Source organism: Micromonospora sp. MP36, assembly GCF_008119785.1.
GTDB lineage: Bacteria > Actinomycetota > Actinomycetes > Mycobacteriales > Micromonosporaceae > Micromonospora.
On the sequence record NZ_VSFA01000034.1, the window covers coordinates 26,659 to 40,838 of the forward strand.

A 14,180-nucleotide genomic window follows, 5' to 3' on the forward strand; every position below is an offset into this window, starting at 1 on the left:
AAAACGCTCTCTCCGCGGCCAACTTCATGATCACCGGGTGGTCCGGGGTGGGGTGGGGTGGGGTGGGTCAGCGGAGGGGGCGCTTGAGGTGGTAGCGGTGCACCTCGGTGCTGCCCTGGACGTTGTTCACGTCCTCGGCGGCGGAGACCAGCTCCCAGCCGTCCCGGCCGACCCGGTTGAGGTGCGCGATCGCGGTGTCCCCGTACGCGGTCACGTCGGAGCGCGACCCGTCCGGGCCGTACCAGACGAACGAGACGTGGAAATTGCGGCCCTGCCCCTGATAGCGGCGGACCAGCAACGCGTACTCCCAGGCAACCATCCGTCCATTATCAACGGTCACCTCCGCGCCGGGCACACGGGTGGTGGCGGAACGGCGACACTGCGGCGTCAGGCCGGGGCGGCCAGCGCGGCCAGCTCGTCGGTGACCAGCGCGGCAAGCCGGTCCAGGCCCAGGTCGATCTCGTCCGGGGTGACCGCGCTGACCGACAGCCGCAGCGCGTTCACCGTGGCCCCGTCGTCGTAGAAGTGGGCCATCGGGGTCCAGAGCACGCCGTACTCGCGGGCCGAGCGGTGCAGCAGCGCGTCGTCCACGCCGAACGGCACGGTCACCACCACGAAGAAGCCGCCGGCCGGCACGTTCCAGCGCACCGGGCCGCCGGCCGGGAAGCGCCGGGCCAGCCCGTCGACCAGGTGCCCCAGGTTGCGGGCGTACGCGGCCCGCTCCCGCGCGTTCGCCGCCAACAGCGAGCAGTCGTGGGCCAGCAGCGCCCCACCGATCACCGCCTGGGCGATCGGCGAGGTGTTCACGGTGACCATGCTCTTGATCTTGGCCAGCTGGTCGGCGAGCGGGCCGACGGTCCCGTCGGAGCCGGCCACCCGCTGGTCGGCGACCACGTACCCGACCCGGGCCCCGGGCAGCACCGTCTTGGCGAACGAGCCGAGGTAGACCACCCCGCGCCGGCCGTCCAGCGCCTTGAGGGTGGGCCGCCGCTCCGTGCCCCCGGCCGGGAAGAGGCCGTACGGGTTGTCCTCGATGAGCAGCAACTCCTCCTCGGCGGCGAGGTCGAGCAGCCGCCGCCGCTGCGCCAGGTCCATGCTGACGCCGGACGGGTTGGCGAAGTCGGGCATCACGTAGCAGGCGCGCGGGCGCAGCCCCTCGGCCCGGGCCCGGCGCAGCTGCGCGCGCAGGTCGGCCAGGTCGATCCCGTCCGGGCCGCCGGTGACCGGGCGCACGGGCAGGTCGACCAGGCGGGCCGCGCCGGTCAGCCCGACGTACGTGGGGGCGACCGCGAGCAGCACGTCCTCCGGGCCGGCCCGCAGGGCCCGCAGCACCAGGAACATCGCCTCCTGGCAGCCGACGGTCACCACGATCGCCTCCGGGTCGACGGTGATCTGCTCGTCGACGGCGAGGTTGCGGGCGATCAGGTGGTGCACGATGCCCTTGGTCCGGCCGTACTGGAGCAGGGTCCGGTCGACCTGGGCGGGGCTCAGCCCGAGGTCGTCGGCGAGGTGCCGGCGGAAGGTGTCCAGGTGCCGGTGCAGCACCGCGGAGTCGAAGAACTCCTCGTACGGCCGACCGGCGGCGAGCGAGACCGCGTCCGGGTAGTGCTGCGCCACCTCGTTGAGGAAGTTCATCGAGTTCAGCGCGGGGTCGTCGACGCTGCGGTGCAGGGCCGCGACGGTCAGGTCCACGGGCTCCACGTCAGCCTCCGGTCAGGGTGCGCAGGTGCCCGGCCGCCGCCGGGTCGGCACAGCCGGTCAGGGTGAGCGCGTCGCGCAGCTCGGCGGCGAGCAGCGCCAGGGCCGCCTCGGCGCCGGCCCGGCCGCCGGCCGCCAGGGCCCAGAGCAGCGGCCGGCCGACCAGCACGCCGGCCGCGCCGAGGGCGAGGGCGCGCAGCACGTCGGTGCCGCTGCGCACGCCGCTGTCCAGCAGCACCGCGCAGCGCTCCGGCACCGCCGCCACCACCTCGGGCAGCATCGTGGCGGTGGCGGGGGCGCCGTCGAACTGCCGCCCGCCGTGGTTGGAGACCACCACCGCGTCCGCGCCGACCTCCGCCGCGCGGACCGCGTCGCGCGGGTCCAGGACGCCCTTGACCAGCAGCGGCAGCGGCGTACGCTCCCGCAGCCAGGCCAGGTCGGCCCAGCTCAGCGCCGGGGCGAAGACGGCACCGGTGTGCACGGCGACCGCGGACACCCCGGGCGTGCCCTGATGCGCCAGGTCGTCGCGGCCACCGGGGAGGTTCGCCGCGGTCACCTGCGGTGGCAGGGCGAAGCCGTTGCGGACGTCGCGCAGCCGCCGGCCGAGCACCGGCACGTCGACGGTCACCATCAGGGCGGCGCAGCCGGCGGCGTGCGCCCGGTCCAGCAGGTCGGCCACCAGGCCCCGGTCGCGCAGCCAGTAGAGCTGGAACCAGACGCTGCCACCGACCGCGGTGATCTCCTCGACCGGGGTGCTGCCCAGCGTGCTCGCCACGTACGGCACGCCGGCGGTGCGGGCGGCGGTGGCCAGCCCCAGCTCCCCGTCCGGGTGCAGCAGCTTCTGGTACGCCATCGGCGCGACCGCCACCGGCAGGGCGTACGTGCCGCCGGGCAGCGCCGCGTCGGTGCGCGGCCGGTCCACCCCGGTCAGCACCCGGGGCAGCACCGCCACCCGGTCCAGGGCGGCCCGGTTGGCCGCGAGGGTCGTCTCGGCGCCGCTGCCGCCGGCCACGAAGTCCCACACGTCGGGGGGCAGCACGGCCCGGGCCAGCTCGGCGAAGTCGGCCAGACTCGCGGGCGACGGGAAGCCCGCGGCACCCTCGGCGAGCAGGGACTCAGTCACGGTCCGACCCGCCCGCCGTCGAGCCGGCCGCCGAGGAGACCGGATCGAGCCCGAAGCGGTCCCGCAGAAAGGCCGCCGCCTGCTCCTGCGCCCGCCGGCCGGCGTCGAACACGCCCGGCATGGCGAAGAACCCGTGGATCATCCCGGCGTAACGGGTCAGCTCGGTGGGCACCCCGGCCTCCCGCAGCCGCCCGGCGTACCGCTCCCCCTCGGCGCACAACGGATCGTGTTCCGCGGTGATCACCAGCGCCGGGGGCAGCCCGGACAGGTCCTCGGCGAGCAGCGGCGAGACGAGCGGGTGGGCCGCGTCGGCGGGGTCGGCCAGGTAGTGCCGCCGGTACCAGTCGACCGAGTGCCGGTTGAACAGCAGCGGGTCCTCGTCGCCGGCCGGTGCCGGGCCGGGCCGCTGGTCGGTGTTGGGGTAGACCAGCAGCTGGGCGGCGAGCCGAGGGCCGCCGTCCGTGCGGGCCAGCAGCGTGACCGCGGCGGCGAGGTTGCCGCCGGCACTGTCCCCGCCGACGGCGAGCCGGTCCGGGTCGACCCGGTACTCCTCGGCGTGCCCGGCCAGCCGGCGCAGCGCCGCGTAACAGTCGTCGACGGCGGCCGGGAAGCGGTGCTCGGGGGCCAGCCGGTAGCCGACCGTCACCGTCTGGCAGGGCGTGGCGTTGGCCAGCCGGCGGCAGATCCCGTCGGCCGTGTCCACGCTGCCGAGCGTCCAGCCGCCGCCGAAGAAGTAGACCAGCGTGGGCAGCGGGCCGTCGCCGGCCGGCCGGTGGATGCGCACCGGGAGCGGCCCGTCCGGGCCGGGGAGGTGCGTGTCGCGTACCTCGTGGACCGGCTCGACCGCGCCGGCGCCGGCGCGGATCGCGGCGAGGTCGGCGGCGCGGGCCTCGGCCAGGGTCTGCGTGTAGAGCGGTGCGATGCCGGCGGCCGCGCGCGCGGCCCGGTACGCGACCACCTGCGGATCGAGGGCCATGACGTCCTCCTAACTGCCGGTGGTGACGAAGAGCTTGTCGATGCCGCGCAGGAACAGGCTGCCGCTGTAGGTGAAGGGCTGGGTGATCGTCAGACGGGGGAAGCGGGCGAGGAGCCGGGGCAGGGCGAGCCGGCCCTCCAGCCGGGACACCGCCGAGCCGAGGCAGAAGTGCAGTCCCACGCCGAAGGCGAGCGAGGGCGGCCCCTGGCGGTGGGGGTCGAAGCGGTCCGGGTCGGGGAACCGGGACGGGTCACGGTTGGCGGCGGCGATCAGCAGCAGCACGTTCTCGTCCCGCTTGACCGACACGCCGCCCAGCTCGGTGTCGCGGGGCGCGGACCGGGCCAGGAAGTGCACCGGGCTCTCCATCCGCAGGATCTCGTCCACGCAGCCCCGGGCCAGCGCGTCGTTGCCGGGCAGCGCGGCGACCACGTCGGGGTGGCCCAACAGCAGCGGCAGGCCGTTGCTGAACATGTAGACGGTGGTGACGAAGCTGGCGTTGAACAGCACGATGAGGTTGCTGATCAGCTCTTCCTCGGTCAGCTCGACGCCGCCCGCGTCGAGCACCTCGACCAGCCCGCTGATCAGGTCCTCGCCCGGCTGCCGGCGCCGGTGGGCGATCAGGTCCCGGTAGTACCGGCGCAACTCGTCGGCGGCCTGGTTGGCCCGGGCCAGCCGCTCCGGCGTCTTGCCGGCGACGTCCATGTACTCGTCGATCCAGTCGACCCGCTGCCGGTACCAGGCCAGGTCGGCCTCGGGCAGGCCGATGAACTCGGCCATCACCAGCGCCGGGACCGGGTACGCGAAGTCGGCGACGAAGTCGACCTCGCTCCCGTCGGCGCCGGCCTCGGCCAGCCGGCCCAGGCGCTCCTCGACGACCCGGACGATCACCGGCTCCAGCGCACCCAGCCGTCTGGGGGTGAACGTCTTCGCGAAGACGCCCCGCATCCGGGTGTGGTCCGGCGGGTTGATGAACATCATCGAGGAGAGGAAGGTGCGCAGGATCTCCTGCTCCTGCCAGCCCGGCGGGGCGCCCTTGTACCACTCGGGGTCGCGCAGCACCTGGTCGACCAGGTCGTACCCGCCGGCGACGGCGGTGATGGTGCTGTGCTCGGCGCGGGTCGGGATGGCGCTGATCGGCCCGTGCTCGTGCAGGGCCGCGTACCACGGATAGGGGTCCTGCCGGCCCTGCTCGCTGTACAGGCCGGTCAGGATCTCGTCGACGTCCAACGTGCCTCCCCAGGATCGGCGGCGGGGGCGGCATCTGGTCGACGCCGCCCCCGCCGGGTGTCACAGACCGAGCAGCTGCAGCGGTACGGCGTCCGCCATCGCCTGGGCCCCGGTGTCGTTCGGGTGGATGTGGTCCCCGGCGTCGTACGCCGGCAGCAGCCGGGCCGGGTGCTCCGGGTCGCGCAGCACCGCGTCGAAGTCGAGCACCGCCTCGAACTCGGTCGCGCCCGTGCCGCGCAGCCAGGTGTTCACCGCCTGCCGGGTGGCCTCCTTCTCCGGCGTCCACACCCCGGGGCCGCCGTTGCCCTCGTACGGGGTGATGGTGCCGACCAGGCTGGTCAGACCGCGGGCCTGGGCCTGGCGGTTGAGCTGCCGCAGCGAGGCGATGATGGCCTCCGCGCTGTCGCCGTTCATCCAGATGTCGTTGATGCCCAGGTGGGTGATCAGGGTGCGGACCCCGGTCTGCGGGAAGACGTCCTCGTTGAGCCGGGCCAGGGCGTTCGGGCCGAGCTCGTAGTAGCCGGGGAAGCCACCCGCGCCGGGCTCGGTGCCCTCGTGGTTGAGCCGGTTGCCGGACAGGCTCAGGTTGAGCACGCCCGGGGTGCGGACCTCGGGACGGGCGTCGATGAGCCGCTTGGCCAGCAGGTCCGGCCAGCGCCGGTCGGTGTTGACGGTGCTGCCGTTGCCGTCGCCGATGGAGTCGCCGAGCACCACCACCGCGCCGGGGCTGAGCCGGCGTTCCACGTCGATGCCGGAGAGGAACATCCAGCAGCAGTTGGGCCGGATGGTGAAGCCGGTGCCGCCGGCCGCGGTGGTCAGGTCGCCCGCGCCGATGAAGTTGGTGACCCGGGACTGCCCGTGGAAGGTGACGGGGCCGGTGAGCACCGGGAAGTAGAGGGTGACGACCAGGTCCTCCTGCTCCGCCACCGGGAAGGCCAGCGGGTCGCTGAGCAGCTCGGCACCCTTGTTGATGGTGGCCGACGCGGCGCCGTTGAAGGTCAGCGGGCGGACGCTGGCCGGATCGATGTCGGACAGGTCGTCGGGGGTGGTGGTGTCGGGCCGGGCGACGGTGGCGTGCCCGACCCGCACGGCCTGTTCGCCGTAGAGGTTGGTCAGCCGGACCCGGAGCCGGTCACCACCGACGGTGGTCTGCACGGGCATCCGGATGCTCTGGTTGTTCAGGCCGGTGTTGGTCAGGCCGACGGTGTTGCCACGGGTCACCGCGGCGGCCCAACTGCCCGCCCACTCGGTACGCCCTGGCAGGGCGCCCTCGCTGTCGGCGGGGCCGGCGCTCGCGGTGACGGCCGGGGCGCCGGCGACCAGCATCGTTGCGGCGAAAGCTATGACGTGCCATCTCTTCGGGGTCGGCATGGATCCTCCATCGTTGGCAGCCCCGGGCGCGGCACGATCGGCGACTCCGCCCGGGCGATGGACCGGAAACTAGCCGCCGCCGATGACGAGCGTCAATCAACCTGATCGACATGATCGAATGTCCGGCGGGCGTCCGGGGCCACCGTTCGGCTCTGTCCTGTCCGGACCCGCGGGCCTAGTCTCGAAGCCGGCGGCGGTGCGGTCGCCGACCCTGGCACCTGTCGTCGCGTCCCGGCTCCGACCTGCCCGGACGCTGTTCTCGACGGTCGTCGTGGCGCCCCGCGCGGGCGGGCCACCCGCCGACCGCCGGCGGACCACGATGGGGGCTGCGCCATGACTGATCAGCCGAACTACGTGCACGAGGCACTGGACCTGTTCGCCCGCTTCGGCGACCGGGAGGCCCTCGTCGGCGGGGGTCGCCGGATGACCTATGCCGAGGTCGCCGCCGAGGTCCGCGGCCTGGCCGGCGCGCTGCTGCGGCACGGCGTACGCCCCGGCGACGCGGTGCTGGTGATGCTCGGCAACCCGGTGGAGGGCCCGCTGCTGCAACTGGCCCTGCACCTGCTCGGCTGCCGGAGCATGTGGATCGCCCCGGTGACCTCGCGGCGGGAGGTCGACGAGTTCGTCGCCCTGGCCCGCCCCGACGCCTTCGTCCACGACCCGCGCGACCCGGTCGGCGCGGAGATCGCCGCCGGGCTGGCCGCCGTACCGGTGCTCTGCCTCGGGCCGGACGGCGCGGGACCGGACCTCACCGTCGGCGGCGGCGAGCCGGTGGAGCTGCCCGCCGCGGTGCCCGCGCCGGAGTCGTTCCTGCAGACCAGCGGCACCACCGGCACGCCGAAGCTGGTGCACCACCGGGAGAGCTTCTACCGGCAGGTCCTCGCCCTGGCCGCCGATTTCCGGGCGGCCGGCTTCCCCCTGCTGCGGCACCTGTCGCACTCGCCGATGTGGCTGGCCAGCGGCCAGATCACCACGCTGTTCAACCTGTTCACCGGCGGGGTGCTGTTCCTGCGCGAACACTGGGACCCGGCGGCGTTCATCCGGACCGTCGACGCCGAGCGGCTCACCTCCACCTTCGTCACCCCGCCGATGCTCTACGAGGTGCTCGACCATCCGGCGCTGGACGGCGCCGACTTCTCCGCCATGTTCATGTTCAACGTGGGCGCCGGGCCCGCCGCGCCCGCCCGGCTGCGCCAGGCGATCGCCGGCTTCGGCCCGTGCCTGCGCATCGTGTACGGGCTGAGCGAGGCCGTGGTGATCTGCGCCCTGCCGGGGCTGACCGACGACCCGGAGCACCCGGAGCGGCTGCGCTCCTGCGGCCGGCCGTACGGGGACGTGGCGGTGGAGATCCGCGACGCCGACGGCCGGGTGCTGCCGCCCGGCGAGGACGGCGAGGTGTGGGTACGCACCAAGCTGAGCTTCGCCGGCTACCACGGGCAGCCCGAACTGACCGCCGAGACGCTGGTCGACGGCTGGGTGCGGACCCGGGACATCGGCCACCTGGACGCCGACGGCTACCTCTACCTGGTCGACCGGCTCCAGGACCGGATCTCCGCCCGGCGGCGGGGCTGGCAGATCTACTGCCGCCCGATCGAGGACGTCCTCGCCGGCCACCCCGAGGTACGCGCCGCCGCCGTCATCGGCGTGCCGGACCCGGTGGCCGGTGAGCTGCCGTACGCGTACGTGGTGCCCGCCCCCGGGGCGACGGTGACCGGGGACGAGTTGATCGCGCTGGTCACCCGGGAGCTGAGCGAGACCTGGGCGCCCGGCGCGGTGGAGTTCGTCGACGCGCTGCCGCTCAACCGCTCGGCGAAGGTGGACAAGCGCGCCCTGCGCGCCCGGTACGCCGCGGCCCACCCGACCGACGCGGACGCGGTGGGCACCGTGATCGGCAGCTCGGCGTGACCCCGCGCCGGGAACTGTTCACCCTGGTCGGCGCGGACCTGCTGTCCAACCTCGGCACCCGGATCTCGGTGGTGGCCATCCCCTGGCTGGTGCTGGAGACCACCGGCAGCCCGACCCGAATGGGCCTGGTCGCGGCGGCGGAGACCCTGCCGTACATGCTCTCCAGCGCCCTCGCGACCCCGTGGGCAGACCGGTTCGGGGTACGCCGGACCGCCGTCACGGTCGACGCCGCCAGCGCGGCGGCGATGGCGGTGGTCGCGCTAGCCCCCTGGCTGGGGTTCGGGGCGCTGCTGGTGCTGGTCGCGGTGGCCGGCGGGCTGCGCGGCATCGGCGACCGGGTCAAGCACGTGCTGTTCAAGCCCGCCGCCGAGCGGGCCGGCGTGCCGCTGATCCGGCTCACCTCCGCCTACGACGGGCTGACCCGGGGCATGACGCTGTTCGGGGCGGTGCTCGGCGGGCTGCTCATCGACTGGGTGGGGGTGACCCGGGCGATCTGGATCGACGCGGCCACGTTCGCGGTCTGCGCGCTGCTCATCGGGGTGCTGGTCCGGCCGCCCGCCCCGGCGGAGCCGGCGCCCCGGGAGAGCTACCTGCGCGCGCTGCGCGGCGGCTTCGGCTACCTGCGTACCGACCGGACGCTGCTAACCATGCTGGTGGTGGTCTCGGCGTCCAACATGTTCGCCAACGCCAGCGTCGCGGTGTGGATCCCGCTCTGGGTGGACCGGGTGCTCGGCGACCCGGCCGGCTTCGGCCTGGTGCTCGGGGTGTTCTCCGGCGGGGCGCTGCTGGGCAACCTGCTGTTCACCCTCGCCGGGACGCGGCTGCCCCGCCGGTCGACCTTCGCGCTGGGGCTGGCGCTCAGCGGCGCACCCCGGCTGCTGGCGCTCGCCCTCAGCGACGAACTGGCGGTGGTGCTCACCGTGACGTTCCTGTCCGGGGTGGCCATCGCAGCGGTGAACCCGCTGCTCGGTGCGGCCCTGTACGAGCGGGTGCCGGCGCCGCTGCAGACCCGGGTGCTGGGCATCTCCGGGTCGGTGGCCTTCCTCGGCCTGCCGGTGGGGGCGCTGCTCGGCGGCTGGTCGGTGGCGGCCCTCGGGCTGACCCCGGCGCTGCTGGTGATGGCGGTGGCCTGTCTGGCGCTGACCGTGGGGCCGCTGCTGCTTGCCCGGTCGCGCGCCGACCGCCCCACAACCGAACCAGCGGTGTCCACGCCGGCCTGAGCCGTCTGGCGTCAAGCGGCCCGCACTCGGCCACCAGGGCGACGCGGGGCAATCCGGTCGGTCGGTGGGTGGGCGTATGGTCGCTGCATGGCGACCTGGGACGACGTACGCCGGATCGCGCTCGCCCTGCCGGAGACCACCGAGCGCGGCAGCCACGACGACCGGCCCGCCTGGCGGGTCCGGGACAAGCCGTTCGTCTGGGAGCGCCCGCTGCGCCGCGCCGACCTCGACGCCCTCGGCGACGCCGCTCCCGACGGCCCGATCCTCGGCGTCCGGGTGCCCGACCTCGGCGCCAAGGAGGCACTGCTGGCCGACGACCCCACGGTCTACTTCACCACCCCGCACTTCGACGGATACCCGGCCGTGCTGGTCCGGCTCGACCGGGTCGACGTCGCGGAGCTGGCCGAGCTGATCACCGAGGCGTGGTACACCCGCGCCCCGAAGCGGCTCGCCGCCGCCCATCGGGCGGAGACCCGGTGAGCGCCCTCCCGCGTCCCGGCTCGCCGTCAGCGCGCCGGGGGCACGCGCTGGTGTCCGGGATCGTCTTCGACATGGACGGCACGCTGATCGAGTCGCACGCGGTGGTGCCGGCGGCGTACCGGGCCGCCATCATGGACGGCGGTGGGCCGGCGCTCTCCGACGCCGAGATCATCGCCGCGTACCCGCTCGGCCCACCGGCCGCGCTGCTGTCCCACCTGCTCGGGCGCCCGGCCACCGACGCGGACCTCGCCGCCTACCACGCTCACCTGGCCACGCTCGCCGGGCAGGTCACCGTCTATCCCGGCGTGGCGGACGTGCTCGCCGACGTCGCCGGCCGGGTGCCGGTCGGCCTCTTCACCGGGGCCAGCCACCGGGCCGCCGAGATCCTGCTCGACCGGGCCGGGCTGCGCGGACACTTCCGGGTGGTCCTCGGCGGGGACGAGGTCGCGCGGCCCAAGCCGCACCCGGACGGCGTCCGGCTGGCCTGCCGGCTGCTGGGGCTGGCTCCCCGCCACGCCGCGTACGTGGGTGACTCGCCGCTCGACCTGCGGGCCGCCCGCAGCAGCGGCGCCGTCGCGGTGGCCGCCGGCTGGGGCCACCAGTACGACGCCGCGGAGCCGGCGGACCTGGCCGCCGGCCGGCCCGAGGAGCTGCTGGCGCTGCTCGGCTGAGCGCGGTCAGCCCGGCCGGCGCAGCGCGACGTCGACCGCCTCGTCCGGCGTGTCCACGTGCCGCGGGCCGGGCAGCGGGTCGCCGGCCGGGTCGAGGACCCGCCAGCCACCGAGCACGGCCACCGGTACGCCGCGCCGCATCGCCAGGGCCACCTCACTGAGCGTCCCCCACGAGCCGCCGACGGCGATCACCGCGTCGGCGCTCCACACCAGGATCGCGTTGCGGGCCTGCCCCATGTTGGTCACCACCGCCGCCGACACGTCGGCCTCACCCGGATCGGTGCCGTCGTCGGGGCGTACCCCGATCACCAGGCCCCCGTGGGCCCGGGCGCCGGCGGCGACGGCGGCCATCACCCCGCCACCCCCGCCACAGAGGACGGTCACCCGGCGCTCGGCCAGCAGCTCGCCCACCCGCCGCGCCCACGCCACCTCGCCCGCCGCCGCCGATGCAGGTCCACAGACCGCCACCTGCACCATTGCCGGCTCACCCCCGGCGCGAGGATATCGCCGGCGTACGCTCCCGGGCGTGCGCCACGCGCCGCGTCCGCTGGATCGGTGCTCCTACCATCGCCCCTGTGAGACGTACCCGGGAGGAGTTGGCGGCCTCACGGTCGGGCGGGCGGGGGTTCGACGCCGGCATGTGGGCGATACTCGCCGTCCCTGTGCTGTTCCTGCTCGGGCTGACCCTCGGCGGCGTGCTCCTGCTGGTACGCGGCGTCGACGCCACTCTCGCCGAGTATTCGGGAGTGCCCGGGCGGGTGGAGGTCACCCGCTGCACCCCCGACGGGCGCGTGGAGGGGCGGTGGCACTGCTCCGGGACGTTCGTGGCGGACGACGAGGGTTTCCACATCCGTGACGTCACGATCGAGCCTTACCTGGAGGGGCGCCCGACCGCGCCGGTCGACGTGCGGGTCAGCGGCCGGGACGCCACGCAGGCATGGACGTCGAGCGGCGTACCGTTCACCGCGATCGGTGGTGGGCTGGCGTTCCTCGGCATCGTGGGCTGGGGGGTGTGGTCCTGGTTCCGGGACGACGACCCGGAGGAGGGGTTGTCGAAGCGGGCCCGCCGCCGCCTCGAACGGCAACGCAAGGGGCGGGCTGGTCCTCCGCAACTGGGCAACCGGGCTCGCCGCCGGCGGCGCAAGCGACGCCTGGACCAGCGTCAGGGCGACGTCCCGACGTGACCGGCCTTTCCGCGTCCGTCCGCGTGTTTTCCAGGCTGCCGTCTATCGCTCCCGTCGGATAGCGTGCCGTCATGCCATCGACGTTGTGCGAAGCGACCGACCCGCACTGCCTTCGGGAAGGCGAGAGCGCGGCGCTGCTGCGGGGGCATCCGTGGCGGCGGTTCGTGGTGCTGGGCGACAGCGTGGCGGAGGGGCTGTGCGAGCCGGTCGACGGCTACTCCGACCTGCAGTGGGCCGACCGGATCGCCGCCGAGCTGCGCGCGGTCCAGCCCGCGCTGGTCTACCGGAACCTGGGGCGGCGCGGGCTGCGCGCGCACGAGGTGCGGGCGGCCCAGCTGGCGCCGGCGCTGGCGTTCGGCCCCGACCTGGCGCTGGTGGTGTGCGGCGGCAACGACGCCTTCCGGCCCGGGTACGACCCGGGCGCGGTGGACGCCGAGCTGGCCGCGATGATCACCGCCCTCCAGGACGCCGGAGCGGACGTGATCACGGTCGGCATGTTCGACGTCTCGCACAGCCCCGCCGTCCCCGAAGCGCTCCGCGCTGGCCTCGGCGAGCGGATGCGTCGACTCTCGGCCCACACCGGACGCCTGGCCGAACGGCTCGGCACCCGGCACGTGCACCTCACCGACCATCCGGCCGTCGCCGACCCGTCGCTGTACAGCAGCGACGGCCGGCACGGCAGCGCCCGCAGCGACGCCATCGCCACCGCCGAGACCCTCCGGGTGCTGGGCACCCGCGTAACCGGCTCGCCACGCCACGTGTCGAACGGGGCACAGATCGAGCGCCGGTGATGGCACAATCCCGAAATGCCGCCTCTGTTCGCGACGACCCGTCCCGCAGCGTCCATCAGCGACCACGGCCTGTTCGACGCGGTCGAGGACGCCCTACCGGCCCTGGGGTCCGCCGACCCGGTGGTGCCCGACAACGACGCCGGCGCGCTCGGCTGGGGGCTCGCCTGGCGGATGCAGGCGTACCTGCTCATGGCGGAGGCGACCGGCGACCCGAGCCACCTCGGTCGCCTGGTGCGCATGGCGGACGCGGTCATCGCGGCGCGGGACCACCTGCGGGGCGTGCGGGACCACCGCGGCCTCAGCCTGCCGGTGTGGAGTTCCGCCGGCAAGTTCACCGTGGCCACCGCCGTGGTCCCGGACGTGGCCGGCGCCCCGGCCCTGCGCGTGCACCACTGTCCACCGCACGGGGTGAAGGCCGCGGTCCAGGTCACCCCGGTCGGGGACGGCCGGTTCGCGCTCACGGTCACCCCGGCCGGTGACCGGCCGCCGATCGTGCTGGCGGACCTCAGCCTCGCTCCCACCGATCCGCGACGGGCCGACCGGGTGGCCTACGAGCAGCACAGCGCCGACGCGCCGGTGACCGTGGACCTGCTCGACCCGCCGCCGGGCGCCGCGGCGGCGGCGACCGGCTCGCCCGACGTTCGCCGGATCCGGCCCGGCAGCTACCGGTGCCGGCCCGCCCGGGTGGCCCTGGCCGCACAGACCGGGATGATCACCTACCCGCTCGCCGGTCTCGCCCGGCTCGCCCGCGAACGGCCCGACCTGGTGCCCGCCGCCGTCGCCGCGCGCACCGACGACTATCTCGCGGTGGCGCACGAGGCGCTGGCCGTGCACGACCACCAGTGGCGGGTCTCGGCCGACGGGGAGGGCTACCACGTCTGGTTGCCGGACGAGCCGGTCGGGTTCGCCGGGGCCGAACTGCCCACCAATGAGTTCCTCGCCGTCGGACGGACGCTGATCCAGCTCGCCGCCGCGACCGGCGATCGCGGCTACGTCGACCGCGCGGTCGCCATGGCCCGCACCCTGCGCCGGCAGATGCAGCTCCGGAGGGGTGCCCTGGTGTGGTCGTACTGGCCCTCGTTCGGCCGGGTCTACCGCGGCTGGGCGAAGACCGGCGACCCGGTCCGTGACGGCTCGCGCTACCGTCCGCAGTTCCACGGGGTGACGTCGGCCGAGGACGTCACCCACGCACTGCTCGACATCGACTTCGCCGTGCTGTACCACTCGACGCCCCGGCTGCCCGAGGTCTTCTCGGAGGCCGACATGCGGGCCCTGGCGCGTACCTTCACCCACCACGTGCGCGTGCGCCGCCTCGGCCGGCGGCCGACCGTGCGCCGCGACCTCAGCGGCGCCGGTCGACCCGGCACGGCACGCCACGAGGCGCACGTCGCCGGGTGGCTGCCGCTGCGCCGCTGGGATCCCACGGTGGCGAAGGCGGTTTCCGCCGTCCAGCGCAGCCGCCGCCCGGTGCCGCCGATGGCCGTCGACGCCTACTGCGCCGCCCTCCTCACCCGTTGGCGCCGCCCCTGACCCG

The 14,180-nt window shown here is 74.8% G+C and carries 14 protein-coding genes; 7 read left to right on the top strand and 7 right to left on the bottom strand.

The genetic code is table 11. From position 1 onward, the window contains the following. Positions 1-67: 67 nt before the first annotated feature. The 6 genes from FXF52_RS21755 to FXF52_RS21780 all read right to left on the bottom strand — a co-directional run bounded on the left by FXF52_RS21755 (position 68) and on the right by FXF52_RS21780 (position 6,395). Complete coding sequence (locus FXF52_RS21755; RefSeq protein WP_148799430.1) at positions 68-319, bottom strand: hypothetical protein; 252 nt, start codon at positions 317-319, stop codon at positions 68-70. 68 nt (positions 320-387) lie between these two features. Beyond that, entirely contained in the window at positions 388-1,701 is a 1,314-nt protein-coding gene (locus FXF52_RS21760; RefSeq protein WP_148799432.1) for a PLP-dependent aminotransferase family protein, read from the bottom strand. Between the two features lies 1 nt (position 1,702). Beyond that, positions 1,703-2,809, bottom strand: coding sequence for an alpha-hydroxy acid oxidase (locus tag FXF52_RS21765; RefSeq protein WP_148799516.1), 1,107 nt, complete (start codon positions 2,807-2,809; stop codon positions 1,703-1,705). 4 nt (positions 2,810-2,813) lie between these two features. After that, a complete protein-coding gene (locus FXF52_RS21770; protein WP_148799434.1) occupies positions 2,814-3,797 on the bottom strand; it encodes an alpha/beta hydrolase in 984 nt (327 codons plus the stop codon). 9 nt (positions 3,798-3,806) lie between these two features. Next, positions 3,807-5,024, bottom strand: coding sequence for a cytochrome P450 (locus FXF52_RS21775; protein WP_148799436.1), 1,218 nt, complete (start codon positions 5,022-5,024; stop codon positions 3,807-3,809). Between the two features lie 60 nt (positions 5,025-5,084). Further along, entirely contained in the window at positions 5,085-6,395 is a 1,311-nt protein-coding gene (locus tag FXF52_RS21780; protein WP_148799438.1) for an SGNH/GDSL hydrolase family protein, read from the bottom strand. A 333-nt stretch (positions 6,396-6,728) separates the two neighbouring features. On the opposite strand from FXF52_RS21780, the gene FXF52_RS21785 reads away from it, so the two are divergent. From FXF52_RS21785 to FXF52_RS21800, 4 genes are all read left to right on the top strand, one after another. Continuing rightward, positions 6,729-8,300: a class I adenylate-forming enzyme family protein gene (locus FXF52_RS21785; protein WP_148799440.1), complete on the top strand. Its 1,572-nt coding sequence runs from the start codon at positions 6,729-6,731 to the stop codon at positions 8,298-8,300. Beyond that, positions 8,297-9,520, top strand: coding sequence for an MFS transporter (locus FXF52_RS21790; protein ID WP_148799443.1), 1,224 nt, complete (start codon positions 8,297-8,299; stop codon positions 9,518-9,520). The genes FXF52_RS21785 and FXF52_RS21790 overlap by 4 nt, the downstream gene beginning before the upstream one ends. Positions 9,521-9,607: 87 nt before the next feature. Next, positions 9,608-10,000 (top strand): MmcQ/YjbR family DNA-binding protein, encoded by a 393-nt coding sequence (locus tag FXF52_RS21795; protein ID WP_148799445.1) that lies wholly within the window; start codon positions 9,608-9,610, stop codon positions 9,998-10,000. Continuing rightward, positions 9,997-10,671, top strand: a complete 675-nt coding sequence (locus tag FXF52_RS21800; RefSeq protein WP_255472208.1) for an HAD family hydrolase — start codon at positions 9,997-9,999, stop codon at positions 10,669-10,671. The genes FXF52_RS21795 and FXF52_RS21800 overlap by 4 nt, the downstream gene beginning before the upstream one ends. 6 nt (positions 10,672-10,677) lie before the next feature. Here FXF52_RS21800 and FXF52_RS21805 read toward each other — a convergent pair whose 3' ends face one another. Beyond that, positions 10,678-11,148, bottom strand: a complete 471-nt coding sequence (locus FXF52_RS21805; protein WP_187413619.1) for an LOG family protein — start codon at positions 11,146-11,148, stop codon at positions 10,678-10,680. A gap of 98 nt (positions 11,149-11,246) precedes the next feature. On the opposite strand from FXF52_RS21805, the gene FXF52_RS21810 reads away from it, so the two are divergent. The 3 genes from FXF52_RS21810 (at position 11,247) to FXF52_RS21820 (ending at position 14,176) form a co-directional block, all read left to right on the top strand. Beyond that, positions 11,247-11,855, top strand: coding sequence for a hypothetical protein (locus tag FXF52_RS21810; RefSeq protein ID WP_148799447.1), 609 nt, complete (start codon positions 11,247-11,249; stop codon positions 11,853-11,855). A 71-nt stretch (positions 11,856-11,926) separates the two neighbouring features. After that, the gene (locus FXF52_RS21815; RefSeq protein ID WP_148799449.1) at positions 11,927-12,646 is read left to right on the top strand and encodes an SGNH/GDSL hydrolase family protein; all 720 of its coding nucleotides are present in this window, start codon (positions 11,927-11,929) and stop codon (positions 12,644-12,646) included. A 15-nt stretch (positions 12,647-12,661) separates the two neighbouring features. Then, positions 12,662-14,176: a hypothetical protein gene (locus FXF52_RS21820; protein ID WP_148799452.1), complete on the top strand. Its 1,515-nt coding sequence runs from the start codon at positions 12,662-12,664 to the stop codon at positions 14,174-14,176. The last annotated feature ends 4 nt before the right edge of the window (positions 14,177-14,180 follow it).

What these genes read in the sequence shown, in the direction of transcription:
- FXF52_RS21755 (WP_148799430.1), bottom strand. Translation starts at nt 319, where the DNA reads ATGGTTGCCTGGGAGTACGCGTTGCTGGTCCGCCGCTATCAGGGGCAG.
- FXF52_RS21770 (WP_148799434.1), bottom strand. Translation starts at nt 3,797, where the DNA reads ATGGCCCTCGATCCGCAGGTGGTCGCGTACCGGGCCGCGCGCGCGGCC.
- FXF52_RS21780 (WP_148799438.1), bottom strand. Translation starts at nt 6,395, where the DNA reads ATGCCGACCCCGAAGAGATGGCACGTCATAGCTTTCGCCGCAACGATG.
- FXF52_RS21785 (WP_148799440.1), top strand. Translation starts at nt 6,729, where the DNA reads ATGACTGATCAGCCGAACTACGTGCACGAGGCACTGGACCTGTTCGCC.
- FXF52_RS21795 (WP_148799445.1), top strand. Translation starts at nt 9,608, where the DNA reads ATGGCGACCTGGGACGACGTACGCCGGATCGCGCTCGCCCTGCCGGAG.
- FXF52_RS21805 (WP_187413619.1), bottom strand. Translation starts at nt 11,148, where the DNA reads ATGGTGCAGGTGGCGGTCTGTGGACCTGCATCGGCGGCGGCGGGCGAG.
- FXF52_RS21815 (WP_148799449.1), top strand. Translation starts at nt 11,927, where the DNA reads ATGCCATCGACGTTGTGCGAAGCGACCGACCCGCACTGCCTTCGGGAA.
- FXF52_RS21820 (WP_148799452.1), top strand. Translation starts at nt 12,662, where the DNA reads ATGCCGCCTCTGTTCGCGACGACCCGTCCCGCAGCGTCCATCAGCGAC.